Origin of the sequence: Franzmannia pantelleriensis, assembly GCF_900102875.1 — a bacterium.
GTDB classification, from domain to species: Bacteria; Pseudomonadota; Gammaproteobacteria; order Pseudomonadales; family Halomonadaceae; genus Franzmannia; species Franzmannia pantelleriensis.
The window spans coordinates 12,495-31,201 of record NZ_FNGH01000004.1 but is presented as its reverse complement, the minus strand read 5'-3'; the positions used below and the strand labels follow the sequence as shown (position 1 = coordinate 31,201).

13 protein-coding genes are annotated in these 18,707 nt (G+C 64.5%); 6 read left to right on the top strand and 7 right to left on the bottom strand.

Annotated features, from left to right (window positions below):
• The first annotated feature begins 76 nt into the window (after nt 1-76).
• A complete protein-coding gene (locus tag BLT16_RS05885; protein WP_089657613.1) occupies nt 77-790 on the top strand; it encodes a hypothetical protein in 714 nt (237 codons plus the stop codon).
• A gap of 87 nt (nt 791-877) precedes the next feature.
• On the opposite strand, the gene BLT16_RS05880 is transcribed toward BLT16_RS05885, so the two are convergent.
• From BLT16_RS05880 to BLT16_RS05870, 3 genes are all read right to left on the bottom strand, one after another.
• Complete coding sequence (locus tag BLT16_RS05880) at nt 878-2,197, bottom strand: TRAP transporter large permease (protein ID WP_089657612.1); 1,320 nt, start codon at nt 2,195-2,197, stop codon at nt 878-880.
• The gene (locus tag BLT16_RS05875; RefSeq protein ID WP_089657611.1) at nt 2,194-2,790 is read right to left on the bottom strand and encodes a TRAP transporter small permease subunit; all 597 of its coding nucleotides are present in this window, start codon (nt 2,788-2,790) and stop codon (nt 2,194-2,196) included. The genes BLT16_RS05880 and BLT16_RS05875 overlap by 4 nt, the downstream gene beginning before the upstream one ends.
• A 98-nt stretch (nt 2,791-2,888) precedes the next feature.
• A complete protein-coding gene (locus BLT16_RS05870; protein WP_245701500.1) occupies nt 2,889-4,103 on the bottom strand; it encodes a TRAP transporter substrate-binding protein in 1,215 nt (404 codons plus the stop codon).
• Nucleotides 4,104-4,634: 531 nt separating this feature from the next.
• On the opposite strand from BLT16_RS05870, the gene betT reads away from it, so the two are divergent.
• The 3 genes from betT to dauA all read left to right on the top strand — a co-directional run bounded on the left by betT (nt 4,635) and on the right by dauA (nt 9,810).
• A complete protein-coding gene (gene betT / locus BLT16_RS05865; RefSeq protein WP_089657610.1) occupies nt 4,635-6,665 on the top strand; it encodes a choline BCCT transporter BetT in 2,031 nt (676 codons plus the stop codon).
• Between the two features lie 152 nt (nt 6,666-6,817).
• On the top strand, nt 6,818-7,885 hold the full coding sequence (locus BLT16_RS05860) for a L,D-transpeptidase family protein (protein ID WP_218124417.1): 1,068 nt from the start codon (nt 6,818-6,820) through the stop codon (nt 7,883-7,885).
• 146 nt (nt 7,886-8,031) lie between these two features.
• Entirely contained in the window at nt 8,032-9,810 is a 1,779-nt protein-coding gene (gene dauA / locus BLT16_RS05855) for a C4-dicarboxylic acid transporter DauA (protein WP_089657609.1), read from the top strand.
• Between the two features lie 82 nt (nt 9,811-9,892).
• Here dauA and exaC read toward each other — a convergent pair whose 3' ends face one another.
• Nucleotides 9,893-11,413, bottom strand: a complete 1,521-nt coding sequence (gene exaC, locus BLT16_RS05850; protein WP_089657608.1) for an acetaldehyde dehydrogenase ExaC — start codon at nt 11,411-11,413, stop codon at nt 9,893-9,895.
• Nucleotides 11,414-11,579: 166 nt separating this feature from the next.
• Here exaC and BLT16_RS05845 point away from each other — a divergent pair, with 166 nt between their 5' ends.
• Complete coding sequence (locus BLT16_RS05845; protein ID WP_089657607.1) at nt 11,580-12,221, top strand: response regulator; 642 nt, start codon at nt 11,580-11,582, stop codon at nt 12,219-12,221.
• A gap of 139 nt (nt 12,222-12,360) precedes the next feature.
• Nucleotides 12,361-13,644 (top strand): PQQ-dependent sugar dehydrogenase, encoded by a 1,284-nt coding sequence (locus BLT16_RS05840; RefSeq protein ID WP_245701496.1) that lies wholly within the window; start codon nt 12,361-12,363, stop codon nt 13,642-13,644.
• 28 nt (nt 13,645-13,672) lie between these two features.
• Here the strand turns inward: BLT16_RS05840 and BLT16_RS05835 are convergent, their stop codons facing one another.
• From BLT16_RS05835 to BLT16_RS05825, 3 genes are all read right to left on the bottom strand, one after another.
• Nucleotides 13,673-15,187 carry an ATP-binding response regulator gene (locus tag BLT16_RS05835; protein WP_089657605.1) on the bottom strand — a complete coding sequence of 505 codons (1,515 nt, stop codon included), beginning with the start codon at nt 15,185-15,187 and terminating at the stop codon, nt 13,673-13,675.
• Nucleotides 15,126-16,304 carry a nitric oxide-sensing protein NosP gene (gene nosP, locus BLT16_RS05830; RefSeq protein ID WP_245701494.1) on the bottom strand — a complete coding sequence of 393 codons (1,179 nt, stop codon included), beginning with the start codon at nt 16,302-16,304 and terminating at the stop codon, nt 15,126-15,128. The genes BLT16_RS05835 and nosP overlap by 62 nt, the downstream gene beginning before the upstream one ends.
• A gap of 66 nt (nt 16,305-16,370) precedes the next feature.
• A complete protein-coding gene (locus BLT16_RS05825) occupies nt 16,371-17,999 on the bottom strand; it encodes an alpha/beta hydrolase (RefSeq protein ID WP_089657604.1) in 1,629 nt (542 codons plus the stop codon).
• Nucleotides 18,000-18,707 lie beyond the last annotated feature (708 nt).

The window sequence follows — 18,707 nt, the reverse complement described above, 5'->3', positions numbered from 1 at the left end:
TTGCACCCTTGCTGCAACCTGATTGCACGGCAGCGGGCGACAGTGTCAGCGTCCCACTTAGGAATCAGGAGTCACCATGATGCGAATGACCGTACGCAAGTCGCTGATGCCGGCGCTGATGGCGCTGGCCATCGCCCCGCTATCGCTGGCCGCCTCGGCGGGCAGCCACAGCGACGATGCCATCAAAGGCGAGCGCTATCAGCACAAGCACGCCGAGCACCTCGACGCCATGCAAGAGCATCTCGGCTTCGACGATGACACCCGTGCCGAACTGGAAGCCGCCCACGCCGAACTGCGCGACGCCCACCGCGAGCTCAAGGCACACGAGTTCGCGTCCCGCGACGAGCGCCACGAGGCCTACCACGAACTGCATGAACAGCACCGCGCCGCCCTCGACGAGATTCTCACCGACGAGCAGCGCGAGGAGCTGCGTAGCGCCATGCGCGAGAAGATGCAGGAACACCACGCTGAGCGCCGCAAGGCGATGCAGGAGCGCCTCACCGCCCTGGTCGACAGCTGGGAGTTGAGCGACGACGAGCGGGAGGCCCTCACCGAAGTGCGCGAAAGCCTGTATGCCGATATGCGCGAACTGCGCGAGCAGGCGTTCGACTCCCGCGAGGAGCGCCGCGACGCCTACCGTGCACTGCGCGACGAGCATCACGCGGCGCTGGCCGAGCTCCTTGACGAGCAGCAGCTGGAAGAGCTCAAGGCCACCATGCAGCCCAAGGGCCGCAAGCACGGCCATCGCCACCACGGCACGCGTGGCCATCACCCAGAGCGCAACGCCTGACGGACGCGACGCCGCTGATCCCGTCAGCGGCGCCGCGTTAGGCTATCCCCCATACGCCCGACACGCGCTGTCGGGCGTTGTCGTCTATCAGCCGTAGAGGACCCCCGGCAGCCAGAACACGATACCCGGCACCATGTAGAGGATGAACATCGCCACGAACACCATCAGCAGGAACGGCGCGATACCGATAAAGATATCGTTGAGCTCGATCCCCTTGGGCGATATGCCCTTGAGGTAGAAGGCCGACATCGCCATCGGTGGCGTAAGGAAAGAGGTCTGGATATTCAGCGCCACCAGCACCCCGAAGAACAACGGATCGATGCCGAACATGTGCAACAGGGGCAGGAAGATCGGCACGAAGATGATGATGATCTCGGTCCACTCCAGCGGCCAGCCGAGGATGAAGATCATCAGCTGGGCGAGCAGCAGGAACTGCAGCGGCGTCAACGACAGGCTGCTAATCCAGTGCTCGATCAGCGAATGACCGTCTAGCAGCGAGAACACCGACGAGAAGATCCACGAACCGACGAACAGCCAGCACACCATGGCGCTGGTGCGCGCGGTGAGAAACACCGCCTCGCGCAGCCGCGCGAAGGTCAACTGGCGGTAGGCCGCGGCCAGCAGGATCGCCCCCAGGGCGCCGATACCCGCCGCCTCATGGGGCGTGGCGAGGCCAAACAGAATCGCTCCCAATACCGACATGATCAGCACGAATAGCGGCACGAAGGAGGTCAGCAGTCCCCAGTAGACCCTACCCAGCGGCACATTCAACTGCTCGACCGGCAGCTTCGGCGCCACCTTGGGGTTGAGCATCGCACGCCCCATCACGTACAGGATGTACAGCCCGGCCAGCAGCAGCCCGGGTATCAGCGCCGCGGCATACAGGCGCACGACCGAGACCCCGGCCATGGCGCCATACAGGATCAGCATGATGCTCGGCGGGATCAGGATGCCCAGGCAGCCGCCGGCACAGATCACACCACTCGACATGCGCTTGTCGTAGCCGGCATTGAGCATCGCCGGCAAGGCCAGCAGCCCCATCAGGGTAACCACCGCACCGACGATGCCGGTGGCCGTAGCGAACAGCGCGCAGGTGATCAGACTGGCCACCGCCAGTGAGGCCGGCATGCCCCGTGCCGCCAGCTGCAAGCTGGAGAACAGTCGGTCGAGAATATTGGCCCGCTCGACCATATAGCCCATGAACAGGAATAGCGGCACGGCGATCAGCACGTCGTTGGACATCACGCCATAGGCGCGCTGTACCAGCAGCGAGAAGATGATGTCACCGATGGCGAAATAGCCGAAGGCGATGCCCATGGCGATAAGCGTGAAGGCGATGGGGAAGCCGAGCATGATCAGTAAGACCAGCATGCCCAGCATCAGGATACCGATTTCCGGTTCGCTCATTGCCGATCCTCCGGAGGTGTCTGCTGGGCAGAAAGAATCTCATCCTGCTTGTTGATCGGAATGGCGATCTCCTCCACGTCGCCAAGGCGGCGCGGCCATTTGCCGTGCTTGAGGCACAGCACGCAGCGGCTGACCTCGGCCAAGCCCTGCAGTGCCAGTAGCGCCGAACAGGCGGGGATCACGAACTTGTAGGGATAGACCGGCGGTCCGCCAGGCGTGTAGGAGCTGTGTTCGTTTTGGCGGTAGGAGAGTGCAAAGAAATCCCAGCCGTAGAACAGCAGCGCCAGGATGCCGGGGTAGAAGAACACCAGGTAGAGCGCCAGATCCATGCCCGCCTGCACACGCACCGGGAAGTAGCGCGACACCACGTCTGCCCGCACGTGCGCGTTATGCGCCAGGGCATAGGCCCCGGCCATCATGAACAGGGTGCCGTAGAGCATGTAGCTGGTGTCGTACGCCCAGGTGGTCGGTGCGCCCATCACATAGCGCATGAACACCTCGTAGCTGACCACGAAGGTCAGGATCAGGATGGACCAGGCAAATACCTTACCCATCCAGGTACTGATATGGTCGATGAAGAAAATGACGCGCATGACAACCTCTCACCATGGGCGGCACTGCCACATCATGGGCAGTGCCGCCGATCGACGTCCCCCTGCCTCCTGGCAGCGGGTGAGTAGGGCCCGCAGGCCTAGAGGATGGTCGAGGTGTCGGTGGGTTCCTTGCCGTAGAAGTGGCGGTAGGCGGGTTCCTTGGGTGTGGTGTGCTCGAGGTGGAAGCCGACCACGCGATCGCAGTATTCACGCTGGTGCTCGACGACACGGCGGAATAAGTCGTCGTTGGCCGATTCGCGCTCGATGACCGTATCCCAGGCAGCCAGCTGCGCCTCGAGCACCGAATCGGGCGTAATATAGGTTTGCACGCCCTGCTCCTCGCGCATCGCCTGAAGGTCTCGCGGATAGCGTTCCATGGCCTTCCAGTACATCTCGGACGAGGCCGCCTTGGCGGCATACTGCAGGATCGCCTGGAACTCCTCGGGCATCTCATCGTGCCGACGCTTGTTGAGGATGATCTCGAAAGATTCGCAGTCCTGGTGGTAGCTGCGCAGCATCCATGTCTTACTGACATCGGGGAAGCCCAGCAGGCGATCCGACGACGGGTTGTTGAACTCGGCCCCGTCGAGCAGGCCGCGGTCCATGGCCGGCACGATGTCGCCGCCCCCCATGATCGTCACCGCCGCACCGAACTCGTTCATCAGATCGGCGGCCAGGCCCACCGTGCGGTACTTGAGCCCGCGCAGGTCGTCGGCGCTGCGAATCGGCTCTTTGAACCACCCCAGCGCCTGAGTCGGCATCGGCCCGGTGAGATAGCCGACCAGCGGCAGCTCCATCTGTTCGAGCAACTCGTTGTAGAGCGCCATGCCACCACCGTTCCAGAACCAGGCCAGGAACTGATGGGCATCCCAACCAAACGGCGGCGGCGTGCCGAACAGCGAGAAGGCCTTATGCTTGCCGTACCAGTAGGCGGAAACCCCGTGGCCGCCGTCGAGGGCACCGGAAATCACCGCATCCTGCATCTGCAAGGCGCCAACCACCGCACCGGCGGGCAGCAGGTTGAGCCGCAGGCGGCCACCGGACATCTCATTGACGATGCGCACGTAGTCCGCTGCGAACTCATGGAAGATGTCCTGGTTGGGCCAGGTGCTCTGGAAACGTAGCGTGGTGGTCTGGGCCACGGCGATGCTGGGAAAGCCCACTGCGGCGGCGGCACCGACAGCCGCTGCCGAGCCGGTCAGAAAACGTCGCCGTGACGTGTTGAGTGATGTGCTGGCGGAATCGGAAGATGGCGTCGTGGTGGCTGTTTCCACAGACGATGCAGCAGCATTCTTGGACGTATCGTGAGTCATTGGGTTCTCCAACGAGGCGTTATCGTTATTGGTATGACCTTCGCTGAACCGGGTCTCCTTCCCCAGAGGAGCGGTCTGGCTACCGATCGCTCGTCGCCGGGGCATCCCGCACCCATCGCCTGACATATCACGATCAGTTACATCAGGTATAGCCGGGTAAACCCGGATTGCAAGGCGCCCCCCACGCCTAGCGTTGAATTACAGTCAAGCCTGGCAATCCCCCACCAAGGGTTGAAGGTGTTGCTCGAGTCGCGTATTTTATTTTGAACAATCAATTAACAAAACGACCCTGTCTGCTATCGCCTGGCCACGCTCGGATAGCGACGGCCAGCGCATCGCGACCTCGTGCACCCTAAGTGCCAAAAACGTCTCGCAGCATGTCCCAATGCGGCATGCACCGCGTCCTTGGTGGGCAAGCGAAGGCTATTGGCGTTATTTTAATTGCTCAAGCAATCAAAATAACAGCAGCGTCACATGCCCCATACGCCGCGCCGCGAGAATCATGCCAACAACCCTCAGGGAGTCTGCCCCATGGCGCATGACACACATACACCCGAACGACGCGACCGGCTCAACCCGGCCGTATTCCACGGCTCGGTAGCCGGTATCCTGGTCTTCCTGGTCATTACCATGACCTTCACCGAGCAGGCCGGCGCCTTCTTCGATGCTGGCCTGGCCTGGGTCAGTGCTACCTTCGGCTGGTACTACATGCTGGCGGTGGTGGCCTATCTGGTATTCGTGGTGCTGATCGGCTGCTCGCGATTCGGCAGCATACGCCTCGGCCCCGACCATTCGCGGCCCGAGTTCTCGCTGCTCTCCTGGTCGGCGATGCTGTTCGCCGCCGGCATCGGCATCGACCTGCTGTTCTTCAGCGTCGCCGAACCGGTGGCCCACTACCTGGCGCCGCCCGACCTCGACCCCGAGAGCCAGGCGGCGATGCGCGCCGCCGTGGTGCAGACGTTCATGCACTGGGGGCTTTCCGGCTGGGGGTTATACGTGCTGATGGGCATGGCGTTGGCCTACTTCAGCTATCGCCACCGGCTGCCACTGGCGATTCGCAGCGCACTCTATCCGCTGCTCGGCAAGCGCATCTACGGCCCCATCGGCCACGCGGTCGACATCACCGCAGTGATCTCCACGGTGTTCGGTATCGCTACCAGTCTCGGCATCGGGGTGATGCAGCTCAACTACGGCCTGACCTATATGTTCGACGTGCCTGAGAGCCTCTCGGTGCAGGTCATCCTGATCGCGCTGGTAGTGGTAATGGCGACCATCTCGGTGGTCAGCGGCGTCGAGAAGGGCATTCGTCGGCTGTCCGAGTTCAATATGCTGCTGGCGCTGGCACTGCTGCTGTTCGTGCTGTTCCAGGGCCATACCCTGCAACTGCTCGATATGGTGGTCAACAACGCTGGCGACTACCTGTCCGGGTTCATCGCCAAGAGCTTCGATACCTACGCCTTTGCCGGTGAAGAGGCCCAGGAGTGGAAGATGTGGTGGACGATCTTCTTCTGGGGCTGGTGGATCGCCTGGACGCCGTTCGTCGGCCTGTTCCTGGCGCGCATCTCGCGCGGCCGTACCATCCGCGAGTTTGTCGCCGGTGCACTGGGCATCCCGCTGGCGTTCATGATGGTATGGATGTCTGTGTTTGGTAACAGCGGCATCGAACTGGTCGCCAACCAGGGCGTCGCCGAGCTCGGCGAGCAGGCCCTGAGCACCCCACAGACCACCCTCTACACCCTGCTCGAGCACTACCCCTGGGTGGGCCTGACCGCCGCGGTGGTCACCGTGCTCGGCATCGTGTTCTTCATCACCTCGGCGGACTCCGGTGCGCTGGTGCTGGCCAACTTCACCTCGATCCTCTCCGACGTCAACCACGACGCACCGGTGACCCTGCGCATCTTCTGGTCAGCGGTGATCGGCCTGATCACCATTGCTCTGCTGATGGCCGGTGGGCTGGCGGCGCTGCAGAGCGCAGTGGTCATCACTGCCCTGCCGTTCTCGCTGGTGATCTTCGCGATCATGGCCGGTATGTACCGGGCGCTGCGCATGGAAGGCGACAAGGCCGACGCTCGCCGCCGCATCGCCGGCACCGCCCCCGGCGGCGACTGGCGCGAGCGTCTCGACCGCGCGCTGGACACCTCCAACCGCGCCGGCGCTGCGGCGACCATCGAGCACTCGATTCGCCCGGCGATGACCCAGTTCGCCCAGGAACTGGAAGGTCGTGGCCAGGTCGCTAACGTCAGCGAGGAGCAGGTCGAGGACGAGCCGCTGCCGCGCTTGACGCTGCAGGTCGAGCTCGAAAATGCGCCGCACTTCGTCTACCAGGTGTGCCCGCACCGCCTGCGCACTCCGAGCTTCCTGCCGGTGGACGACGACTACTATGTGCGCCTCGACGTCTACCTCGCCGAGGGCGGCACCGGCCAGGATCTCAACGGCTATACCCGCGGCCAGGTAATCGGCGACGTACTCGCCGAGTATGAGCGCCACCTGCACTTCCTGGCGCTGGCCGGCGAGAACGGCAGCGTTCCCGCCATGCCTGGCGCGGTGGGCGACACGCCCTGACCTGATCCACGCATAGCAGCAAGCAAGCGGCGACTCTTCGGGGTCGCCGCTTGCGTTGGCCAGCATGTCACCGACAGTTGCACCCCCGCAAGCTGCGTGGAACACTGTTCGGCAACCTTCTTCCACGGCCACTGGCCGATACTCGGACTATCGTGACGACATCATTTTCCGCATCACCCCGCCCCCTGTGGCTCGCCCCGCTGGCACTGAGCATCGCGCTGGCCAGCGGCTCGCTGCTGGCCGACGACGATAGCGACTGGCCGCTGGGCCACTATCCGCTGCCCGAGGACGGCAACATCGTCGGCGAGCGCTACACCGTCGAAGTCGAGGGCGACGAGACCCTGCTCGATATCGCCCGGGCCAACAACGTGGGTTATGAAGAGATCCGCGCCGCCAACCCCGATATCAGTATCTGGATCCCCGGTGACGGCACCGAGGTGGTGATCCCGGCCAAGCATATTCTGCCCGATGCCCCGCGCGAGGGCCTGGTGGTCAATCTCGCCGAACTGCGGCTCTACTATTTTCCGCCTACCGGCAACGGCGAGACGCCGCGGGTCGAGACCTACCCCATCGGCATCGGCCGTGAGGGCTTCAACACCCCGCTGGGCACCACCGAGACCACCATGCGCCTCGAGGACCCGGCCTGGTATCCGCCACGCTCGATGCGCGAGGAGGCCGCCGAGCGCGGCGAGCCGGCACCCGCCGTGGTGCCCCCGGGCCCCGACAATCCGCTGGGCCGGCATGCCATCCTGCTCGACATCCCCGGCTATCTGATTCACGGCACCAACATGCCCGACGGTATCGGCATGCGCGCCAGCCGCGGCTGTATCCGCATGTACCCGGAGGATATCGAGCACCTCTACGGCAATATTCCCAACGGTACCGCGGTCAATATCATCGACGACCACTTCAAGGTGGGCTGGGAGGAGGACACCCTCTATGTCCAAGCCTTCGCCCCTGCCGAGCAGCGTGACGATGCCCTGACCCACCTGCTCGATCCCTTCGATAGCCTGCATCGAGCGCTGGGCGATGACCTGCCAGACATCGACTACGGTCAGCTGCGCGAGATCATGGAGGCCGCCAATGGCGACCTGGTGGCCGTCTACCCGCCGCCGGAGCCGGTCGAGGAAGAGCAGCCCGAGGCGCCCGAGCCGGGCGGCATCTATCGCCAGGTACTGGATGCCCCGGGCGGCATGTATCAAGAGCTGGTGGCCGGCTGAGCCGCCGCCTGCAAACGTCATGAAGACTATGCAACGGCGCCCCCATGAGGGCGCCGTTTTTTTATCATCATTGCCTGCGGTTCACTTGTGGCAGTGCGATAGGCAGGAGTAACGTTAGGGATATCTAAATCGACTTCGGCACCCCTATGTCACGACGACACAAGCGATCCCGCTACTCCCTGCCGCAACCCGGAAGTGCGCTGTTGACCAGCTGGCGCCTGGGCTATGGGTTGACAGAGCTCAAGCGCGACCTACTGGCCGGCCTGACCATCGGCATCGTCGCGGTGCCACTCTCCATGGCCCTGGCCATCGCCACTGGCGTACCGCCCCAGCACGGCTTGTACACTGCTATCGTGGCGGGAGCCATCATCGCCCTCACCGGCGGCTCGCGTTTCAATGTTTCCGGCCCTACCGCGGCCTTTGTGGTTATCCTGTTCCCCATCGTCGCCAGCCATGGCCTTGGTGGCCTGCTGATCGCCACGCTGATGGCGGGACTGATTCTGGTCGCGCTAGGGCTGGCACGGCTAGGCAACCTGATCCAGTTCGTGCCCTATCCGGTGGTACTGGGCTTCACCGCCGGCATTGCCGTCGTCATCGCCTTGTTGCAGTTGCCCGACTTCCTCGGGCTCGCGGAGGTCGACATCGGCGATAGCACGCTGCACAACCTAGCCGCCATCGCCCATGCCGCGCCCTCGTTGGCCCCTGCCGAATTCGGCATCGGCTTGTTGACGTTGGCCAGCCTGATCCTGTGGCCACGACTGAAGACACCCGTGCCGGCACCGCTGGTCGGGCTGGCGGTAGGCACCCTGGCGACACTGGCGATCGCGCCGCTGGGCGTAGAGATCGACACCATCGCCTCGCGCTTCAGTTGGGAGCATCAGGGCCAGACCGGTAGCGGCATCCCCCCCTTCGCCCCCACCCTGCTGCTACCCTGGCGCCTGCCTGGAGCGGATGGGACACCGCTGACGGTGGACTTCGCCCTGATTCGCGAACTACTCGGCCCGGCACTGGCCATCGCCATGCTGGCGGCCATCGAGTCACTACTCTGTGGGGTAGTCGCCGATGGCCTGACCCGCACCCGACACGACCCCAATGCCGAGTTGATCGGCCAGGGACTCGGCAATATCGCCGTACCTTTTTTCGGCGGCATCACCGCCACCGCCGCGCTGGCGCGCACCGCTACCAATATTCGCAGTGGCGCCTGCTCGCCACTGGCCGCAGTAGTCCACGCGCTGGTGGTACTGCTGGCGGTGGTAGCGCTGGCCGAGGTACTCGCGCTGGTGCCGATGGCAGCACTTGCCGCGCTGCTATTCGTGATCGCCTGGAACATGAGCGAGGCGCGCCACTTCGTGCACACTCTGAAGAGCGCACCGGGCAGCGACGTGGCGATCCTGGTGATCTGCTTCCTGCTCACGGTGGTATTCGACATGGTGCTGGCGGTGGCAGTGGGCATCGGCCTTGCGGCGGCACTGTTCATCCGCCGCATGGCCCACCTTACACACGCCCGCCGTCTTGAACCCGACAGTGACGAACAGACCCGGGATCTACCCCCCCAGGTGGCACTCTATGACATCAACGGCCCGCTGTTCTTCGGCGCCGCGGAAAAGGCCGTGTCGACCCTGCGGGTAGTAGACCCCGAGGTACGCGTGGTGATGCTCGACATGCGCGATGTCCCGAGCCTGGACGCCACGGCGATCGTCGCCCTGCAGTCGCTGGTCGAGGAGCTGGCAACGCGCCAGGTGGGGCTGATCTTCATCGGCATGCCGGCACGCATGGTGCTCAAGCTCAAGCGCGCCGGCGTCAGGCGTCAGGCGGGCCACCTGGCCGCCGTGCGTCATCCGCCACAGGCCAGGCGGCTGGCCAAGCGCTGGCTGGTATCGACACCTGACATCTCAATGGGGGAAACTCGCCGCCTGGCCGAATGAGTTCTGAGGGATACACCACTCTCGGCATGTTCAGCATGTGCCGCCCGGCAAGACCGGGCGGCGCAGTTCACGGCAAGCAGGCTTAGAAGAAGCCGAGTGGGTTGATGTCGTAGCTGACCAGCAGGTTCTTGGTCTGCTGGTAGTGCTCCAGCGCCATCTTGTGGGTTTCGCGACCGACGCCGGATTTCTTGTAGCCGCCGAAGGCAGCGTGGGCCGGGTACTGGTGGTAGCAGTTGGTCCACACCCGTCCGGCCTGAATGGCACGCCCCATGCGGAAGGCAACATTCATGTCGCGGCTCCAGAGCCCGGCGCCGAGACCAAACTCGGTGTCGTTGGCGATCGCCAGCGCCTCGGCCTCGTCCTTGAAGGTCGTTACCGCGACCACCGGGCCAAAGATCTCCTCCTGGAATACCCGCATGCTGTTGTTGCCCTTGAGCAGGGTCGGCTGGATGTAGTAGCCCTTGTCATAGGCCGGATCGAAACGCTCCTTGTCGCCGCCGGTGAGGAACTCGGCGCCTTCATCGCGGGCGATATCCATGTACGACATGATCTTGTCGAACTGCTCCTGAGACGCCTGGGCGCCCACCTGGACATCGGTATCCAGCGGATTGCCCCGCTTGATCGCGCGGGTGCGCTCCATCACCTTGGCCATGAACGGTTCGTACATCTCCTCCTGGATCAGTGCCCGCGATGGGCAGGTGCACACCTCGCCCTGGTTGAAGAAGGCCAGCACCAGCCCCTCTACCGCCTTGTCGATGAACTCAGGCTCGGCGTTCATGATGTCGGCAAAGTAGATGTTAGGCGACTTGCCGCCCAGCTCTACAGTAGAAGGAATGATGTTCTCTGCGGCGCACTTGAGAATGTGCGAGCCCACCGGCGTCGAGCCGGTGAAGGCGATCTTGGCGATACGCTTGCTGGTGGCCAGCGCCTGGCCCGCCTCGGCGCCGTAGCCGTTGACGATATTGAGCACACCCGGCGGTAGCAGGTCACCAATCAACTCCATCAACACCAGAATCGAGGCTGGCGTCTGCTCGGCGGGCTTGAGCACCACGCAGTTGCCGGCGGCCAGCGCCGGGCCGAGCTTCCAGCAGGCCATCAGGATCGGGAAGTTCCAGGGAATGATCTGACCGACCACACCCAGCGGCTCATGGAAGTGGTAGGCCACGGTGTTGGCGTCGATATCGGCGGCGGTGCCCTCCTGGGCGCGGATGCAGCCGGCGAAGTAGCGGAAGTGGTCCACCGCCAGCGGAATATCGGCATTCAGCGTCTCGCGCACCGCCTTGCCATTATCCCAGGTTTCGGCCACGGCGAGCATTTCGAGGTTCTGTTCGATGCGGTCGGCGATCTTGAGCAGAATGTTGCTGCGTTCGGCAGCAGCGGTCTTGCCCCAGGCCGGCGCCGCCTTGTGCGCGGCATCCAGCGCCTTGTCGATATCCTCGGCGGTGGAGCGCGGAATCTCGCAGAACACCTCGCCGTTGACCGGGCTGACGTTGTCGAAGTACTGACCCTTGACCGGCGGCACGAACTCACCGCCGATATAGTTGCCGTAGCGCTTGGCAAAACTGACCTTGGCATCGGGCATGCCTGGGTTAGCATAGATCATGGCGTTACTCCTGTCGGTTGTGGCTATTGTCGTTATGGGTGATGCTCACTTCAGTGTTGGACAGGTCAGCACTTCGCGACATACTGCCATGGCAGGAGCCGGCCTCCTCCCTTGGTAGGAGGCCATTACCATCTCTCACCTGCCATGCACGAGGAGCGCGCCCCCCATGTACCGGCTGCTGGTCGCCGACGACCACCCCCTGTTTCGCGAAGCGATGGTTGCGGTGATCTCCCGCGGACTCAGCGGTAGCGAGACCCTCGAAGCAGCCAGTCTCGCCGCCGCCATTGGTGTCGTCGCGCAGCACGACGACCTCGACCTGGCGCTGCTCGACCTTGGCCTGCCGGATGCCGAGGGCCTCAGCGGCCTGGCGCAACTACGCCAGGCTGCGCCCTGGCTGCCGGTGGTGATCGTCTCCGCCGAGCAGCACAAGCAGACCATCCTCGAGGCGCTAAATCTCGGCGCGGTGGGCTATATCCCCAAGTCGACCCCGCGCGATGCGCTGCTCGCCGCCCTCCAGCAGGTTCTCGCCGGCCAGGTCTACCTGCCGCCTGACATCATGCGCGGCAGCCAACCGGGCAGCGCCGCACCGCCCCCCACGCCCAGTCAGCTGGCTTCGCTCACCGGCAAACAGCGCGAGGTACTGGCACATATGGTCAAGGGCGAGTCCAACAAGATGATTGCCTACCGTCTCGACATCGCCGAAACCACCGTCAAGACGCACGTCTCGGCGATCCTGCGCAAGCTCAGGGTCAGCAGCCGGGTACAGGCGATTCTCCTCGCCAGCGAGCGCGACGACGCCGTGCGCTAGCGTGTATGCCTACGACCGTCACCCGCCGACGTCATTGCATAGCCTGACGCTTGCAGGCCCGCAGCGGCTTTCCTAGGCTAATGGCTGGGCACGGATTGCCCGCGCCCGACACTTCATCGCCTGCAAGGAGCACTGCGATATGACGTTACCCGCCCCTCAAGATCGCTTTCCCAGGACACTCCCGCGGCTGGCGCTCGCCGTGATGCTGGCCTCGACCTACGCTGTGGCCAATGCCGAGGACAACGACGCCAATGGCCACGGCGAAGAGCGCGCCGACGCCAGCGTGACCGGCGACGAGGTCCTCAGCGACTACCACAGCGAGGAGGCCACGCTGCGCGTCACCCGGCTGGTCAGCGGCCTGGAACACCCATGGTCGATGGCCTGGCTGCCCGACGGCCGCATGCTGGTCACTGAGCGCCCCGGCAACCTCTACCTGATCGACGATGACGAAGTGACCGCACTCGGCAACCTGCCCGAGATCGACACCGACGAGGACCAGCTCACGGCGCCCGAAGGGGGAAATCAAGGCGGCCTGCTCGACGTCTCCGTGCACCCCGAGTACGACGACAACGGCTGGATCTACTTCACCTACTCCAGCCCCGGCGATGATGACGGTATAACCAGCGACGACGACTACGGCACTGCCACTGCCCTGGCGCGGGCGCAAATCGACGAAGAGGGCGGCGAGCTGACCGACGTCGAGACGCTCTACGCCCAGTCGCCGCGCACCGAGCCAGGCCGCCACTATGGCTCGCGAATCCTGTTGCCCGGTGACGGCAGCGTGCTGTTCTCGATCGGCGACCGCGGCCTGCGCTCCCCTTCCCAGGACCTCACCGACCCGGCAGGCTCGATGATCCGACTACTCGAGGACGGCGGCGCCCATCCCGACAACCCCTTCGTCGAGATGCCGCCGGGCAACCTGCGCCCGGAGATCTACTCCTTCGGCCACCGCAACAAGCAAGGGCTCGCTATTCAGCCCGACAGCGGTGAACTATGGGCCATCGATCACGGCCCCTCAGGGGGAGATCTGCTCTATCGACTCGAAGCGGGCGCCAACTACGGCTGGCCACAGGTCGCCTTCGGTAGCGACTACAGCACCGGCGAGTTCATCGGCATCGGCCAGGAAGCGCCGAGCGTGACCCCGCCGGCCCACTGGTGGGAAGACTCCATGGCGCCCTCCGGCATGGCGTTCTATACCGGCGACGATATCACCGAGTGGCAGGGCAATCTGTTTGTCGGCTCGCTATACCGCGCGCAGCTGCACCGGCTGGTACTCGACGGCGACAGCGTGGCCCACGAGGAAGTGCTGCTCGACGAGGAGTTAGGCCGCATCCGTGACGTGCGCCAGGGGCCAGACGGCATGCTCTACGTGCTCACCGACGAGTCCGACGGCGGGCTCTACCGCCTGTCGCCAGCCGATTGAGGCCGGCCGCCAGCGACATAGCCGCTGCTCAGCCAGAAGCGTCGCTTGGTGCCGTCGACACGCACTGCAGCAGCGCCATCTTCAAGCGCAGTGGCTTGAGCGGTTTGAGCAGGCAGCGATAGCCACGCTCTCTCGCGAGCGCCTTGAGTGTCGCGTCGTGATTAGCGGTAATCACCACCACCGGCAAACGTGGAAAACGTCGTTGCAGCATCGCTGCCACCTCGAACCCATCGGGCTGATGCTCGTCGAGGTGGTAGTCGACGATCAGCGCGTCGGCACCGCTGGCCAGTGCACCACTGCGTGTCAGCGCTGCCAGCGAGTGCCCCGTGGCCACGTCACACCCCCAGCCTGCCAGCAGCGCCTGCATCCCCTCGCAGATCGCCGGGTCGTTGTCGATCACCCAGATTCGGGCGCCAGCCAGCGGCGCCACTCCCGGCAAGGCTTCCGAAGCGCCGTTGGACGCGGGCGTTGGCCGCTGGCCATAGGGCACCAGAATCGAGAAGCGCGAGCCGCGGCCCGGGGTGGAGGCCAACGCCAGGCGGTGGCCAAGCATGCCACTGATGCGGTCGACGATCGCCAGACCCAGGCCCAGACCGCGGTCGCTCTGCTGCTGGCCCGCTTGGCCGCGGCGAAATTCGAGAAAGATCTCATCGCGCTGGGCGTCCTCGATGCCGCTGCCGGTATCGGCGACCACGATCTCGAGCCCCTCAGGACGGCGGCGGCAGCCAAGCAGGATGGAACCTCGCTGGGTATAGCGAATGGCATTGCTGAGCAGATTGCGGACGACCCGCGCCAATAGCGCCAGGTCGGAATCGATCACTGCCGAGGGTGCTACGTAGCGCAGCGTCAGGCCGCGAGCCGCGGCCACCTGACGGTACTCATCAGCCAGCGCGTCGAGCAGTTCGGTCGCCGCAAAGGGCGCCACATCGGGCTTGAGCACGCCGGCGTCAAGCCGCGAAATATCCACCAGCGTCCCCAGCAGCGTCTCGACGTCCTTGAGCGAGCGGCCGATGTGGCCCACCAGCCGCCGCGACTCCGCCGGCAGCGCAGGGTCTTCGAGCTGATCGCCCAGCGCCGTGGTGAACAGCCGTGCCGCATTGAGCGGCTGCAGCAGATCGTGGCTGACAGCGGCCAGAAATTTGGTCTTGGAGAGGTTGGCCGCTTCCGCTTCGGCCTTGGCGTCGCGCAGCCGCCGCTCGGTCTCGCCGCGCACCGTAATCTCCTCGCGCAGCTTGGCATTTACCGAGCCCAGCTCGGCGTTGACCTGGCTCAGCTCGTCGAGGGTACGGTGCAGGGTTTCAGTGCGCTCGCGCACCTGCTCGGCCAGCAGCACGGCATGTTCGAACGCTGCGTAGGGTGCCCCCCCGGCCACCCCGCTGGACTCGACGCGTTCGATCAGCGCCGCACACACCTTGCGCAGCCGGGCGTTCTCCTCGGCCAACGCCTGCTCATTGGCTGACGCCGGCGACGCCGCGTCGGGTTCAGCCGGCCCCGGGGCGCCCAAGCACAACCCCGGTGAAGGTCTGGTTGATGTGCATGCCATGGTGCTGCTCCCCGTAGGTATTGAAGCCAATCACGCGCTGGCGCCGCAGCAGCGCCGAGGCCGCCTGGCGTCGATCCAGCGATTCGATCTCCAGTCGCCGCAGGAAGCAGTCGAGACCGATGATCAACTCGGGTTCGCCGAGCCGCGCCGTCAGGTCGTCGAACACCGCCTCGAGGTCCGGCAGGATCGGCGCCGGGGTCATGGCGGTCAGCACGATGCCGTTCTCCACCGCACAGTAGAAGCTCAGGCTGCCGTCGTCGTTGACGCGCTGAATCGAGCGCACGAAGTAGCTGTCGCCGATCCGCACCGCCAGCGGGTAGCGGGCAAACACCTCATCATCGAGGGCCTCGCGGGAACAGCCTACCAGCCGCGCATACTCGTCGGCGGCCGGCGCGGCGTTGAGCTCGATCACACGACGCCGTTCGCGATCGGCATGGGTGACCACCAGCTTTTCGCTGCGCGGTCGCAGATGGTGGGTGGTGAAGACCTCGAACGGCAGCCGCGTGGTGAACATCACCACCACCGCGGCCTGGTCATGAAAGCGACCGGCGCTGTAGACGTGGGTATGCGCCAAGCGGTTGTCGTCGCCGGCGGAGCCACCGAAGCTGGGAATGCTGCCCAATGCCGCATCGAGGGTCGCCAGCACCTGTTCCTCACAGCTAGAGAGACCATCGAGCAGGGTCAGCGCGAAGTGCTCCCCGCCCGGCAGCGGCTGACCGCGTGCCTCGGCCAGCAGACCATCGGTAACGCGCTGGGCGCGCACCAGGTCGAAGCCCTCCAGCTCATCGATCAGCGCCAGCCCCACCGTGAAGTAGCGGGCATCGAAACCGACGGCGACGATGCAGCCGCGGTCATAGCCCTCGGGGGTAATCTCACCGGCGGTGGTACAGCCGCTGATCGGCACCCCGGCAAAGGCCGCATCCAGGGCCTCGCCCAGCGGCGCCAGCGTATACTCGGCGCTGACGAAGAACAGCACGAACCCCAGCTGCGGATGGCGCAGCGCAGCGGCGAGTTCCGTGGCGGCACAGCGGGGGTCACGGGCGTGGCTGACCGCGGTGCGCACCGCGGCCTGACGCTGATCGGCGGCAGCCGGATCCACACGTGGCATATCAAGCATGGCGGCGATCCTGCACGGGTTTTCCTGCAGTGTATGTCGCCACTATCGTGCTCCACAACGCCGTTGCTAACGGCGCGCGGCAAACAACGCCGTGAGACGCTCCACGTCCTCCGCCGACCAGCCCTCGGGCTCGATCAGCGCCAGCCAGGCCTCGATGTAGTGCTCGGCGGCGATCTCGTGGCCATAGCCGGGCGGCGCCGTCCCCGCCGCAAGGTCGGCCAACAGCTGTAGCCCGGTCACTACCGGGTACCAGGTCAGGTCCTGAGAGACATCCGGTCCGCGCGGGGCCTGCAACCACTCCGGCTCTCGATAGAGCGCCTCGGGCTCGAAGAAGGTCACCGGATCACTGGCATATTGCAGATAGGCAATGCGGAAGTCGCCCCACGCCGTCTCGCCGTCGTCGAGGCCCCCGTCCTGATTCATGAAACGCACCACGGCACCGTCGCGAAATCGCGGCAGCCAGGCCGGCGAGCCTTCATCACGGTCACGGGTCATGCTGCGCCAGGTAGGACTACGAAATGGCGGGCCGCTCCACAGCGCGCCATCGAAAGGATCATCGATGATGTCGTAGATATCGAAGGAGCGGTCAGAATTGAGCGCCCCGAGACTCAGGCCGTGAAGATACAGCGCCGGGCGCTGGTCCTCGGGCAGCGAGGTCCAGTGACCGTATACCGCCTCGAACAGGGCGCGGGCGGTTTCTGCGCCGTACTCGCCCTCCACGATCAAGGCCAGCGGACTCGGCAGGTAGGAGTACTGGGCCGTCACCGTGGCAATATCGCCGCGGGTCAGATACTCCAGGGTGTTCTGCGCAGCCGGGTCAAGCCAGCCTCGCCCGGTAGGCGTAGCCAGTAGCAGCAGCGAGCGCTCGAAGGCACCCACCCGCTTGAGCTCATCGAGCGCCAGCTGCGCCCGCTGCTTGGGGGTGTCGGCGGCATTCAGGCCGGCATAGACCCGCAGCGGCTGCTCGGCGGACTCCCCCAGGAAGCCCTCAATATCAGCGGCCGAGGGCCCGGCCGTGACGAAGCGGCGGCCGCGCAGTCCCAAGCCTTCCCAACTGATCAGTGACGCCTCGCTGCCGGCCACCTGCGGGTCGCTGGGTGGCACCAGGTCGTCCGGCATCAGTACGTCGACCTGCTGATAGGAGCGATCCAGGGTGCGTAGCGTCAGGCTGAAGATGATGCCATCGATGACCGACCAGAACAGCGCCGCTGCCGCCACCACGCCCACCACATGGGAAACCCGGCGTGGCACGATGCGCTGCAGCCGGCGGGCAAGGAAGCGGAAGGTGCGCCGAAACAGCCTGGCCAGCAGCAGCAGCAGCGCAAAGATGACCAGCGCGATCAGTGCCACGCTCAGCGGCCGAGTACCAGTGGTGGGCTCCATCTCCATCAATACCCGGACCGAATCCTGCCAGTCCGAGGCGCGCCACAGGAATGCGCCGGCAATCACCACGCAGACGCCTGCGGCGATGCGCTTGATGCTCAGCGAGCCGCGCGGCCCGGGTACCGGCAGTTCGAGGTAGGCCCACAGCCAACGTGCCATGACGCCCAGCGCATAGCCGGCGGAGAACGACAGCCCCGAGATCACCCCCTGAACGACGAAGGTGCGTGGCAGTAAGCTCGGGGTCAGCGAAAAGGCAAACAGCAGCGTTCCCAGCAGCAGCCCGAGCGCCGAAAACTGTCGTAGCACCTGCATGGCGTTTTTCTTCCCCCTTCAAGCGGCCAATCGCATCTAGCCAGGCCGAGCATCGAGTCGTAAATTGGGCAGGTTAACTAGAGCATTTCTCCACGTCCAACCACCAGCCTTCTCTTTTAGCACCATCCGCGAAGTGGTCGAGTCGGTGAAGCGCGTCAACGACATCATAGATGAGTTCTCCGCCGCCTCACTGACAGTACTTCGCCCGTGTTATGTCCTGCGCTGACCACCCAAGCGGCCAGCTCCCACGGCCAAGCCACTTACGGTCGACTCAGAGCCCAAAGCCAAGGCCGGAATGGAGTCGGTCTCCTTCACATAACAGGGGGCCTGCCTTCCTACTACATCACTCGGGCGGCCTAGCGACAGGCCTCTTTCTTCGTTAATCCCCTGCACTGGCACCTCGGCGTCGGCGCTCAAAACACTGCGGATACACTCAGCAACCCACCAAGCGCTACAGCATGCCGACTCACTGTATTGTTAAAACTTCCAATAACATAGATTAAGTTACAGAAAATATATTTATCCGGCTCTTGGCTAAAGCTTTTCTCTATCCTTCCGATAAAACACTTAGGAAGTAGATACAAACACCTAGACCGTACGGGCAGACACCTGCATAGCGGCACTCAAACGATTATTTAAGCCTTAAGCCGCCACCAGAGCGGCAAAGCTCCCCATACCCTTTTATTGCCTGCGGACAGTTACCACGCT

Excerpts from the sequence above, each read along its gene's own strand:
- BLT16_RS05885 (WP_089657613.1), top strand. The coding sequence starts at position 77 with ATGATGCGAATGACCGTACGCAAGTCGCTGATGCCGGCGCTGATGGCG.
- BLT16_RS05880 (WP_089657612.1), bottom strand. The coding sequence starts at position 2,197 with ATGAGCGAACCGGAAATCGGTATCCTGATGCTGGGCATGCTGGTCTTA.
- BLT16_RS05875 (WP_089657611.1), bottom strand. The coding sequence starts at position 2,790 with ATGCGCGTCATTTTCTTCATCGACCATATCAGTACCTGGATGGGTAAG.
- BLT16_RS05870 (WP_245701500.1), bottom strand. The coding sequence starts at position 4,103 with ATGACTCACGATACGTCCAAGAATGCTGCTGCATCGTCTGTGGAAACA.
- betT (WP_089657610.1), top strand. The coding sequence starts at position 4,635 with ATGGCGCATGACACACATACACCCGAACGACGCGACCGGCTCAACCCG.
- dauA (WP_089657609.1), top strand. The coding sequence starts at position 8,032 with ATGTCACGACGACACAAGCGATCCCGCTACTCCCTGCCGCAACCCGGA.
- exaC (WP_089657608.1), bottom strand. The coding sequence starts at position 11,413 with ATGATCTATGCTAACCCAGGCATGCCCGATGCCAAGGTCAGTTTTGCC.
- BLT16_RS05845 (WP_089657607.1), top strand. The coding sequence starts at position 11,580 with ATGTACCGGCTGCTGGTCGCCGACGACCACCCCCTGTTTCGCGAAGCG.
- BLT16_RS05840 (WP_245701496.1), top strand. The coding sequence starts at position 12,361 with ATGACGTTACCCGCCCCTCAAGATCGCTTTCCCAGGACACTCCCGCGG.
- BLT16_RS05835 (WP_089657605.1), bottom strand. The coding sequence starts at position 15,187 with ATGGCATGCACATCAACCAGACCTTCACCGGGGTTGTGCTTGGGCGCC.
- nosP (WP_245701494.1), bottom strand. The coding sequence starts at position 16,304 with ATGCTTGATATGCCACGTGTGGATCCGGCTGCCGCCGATCAGCGTCAG.
- BLT16_RS05825 (WP_089657604.1), bottom strand. The coding sequence starts at position 17,999 with ATGCAGGTGCTACGACAGTTTTCGGCGCTCGGGCTGCTGCTGGGAACG.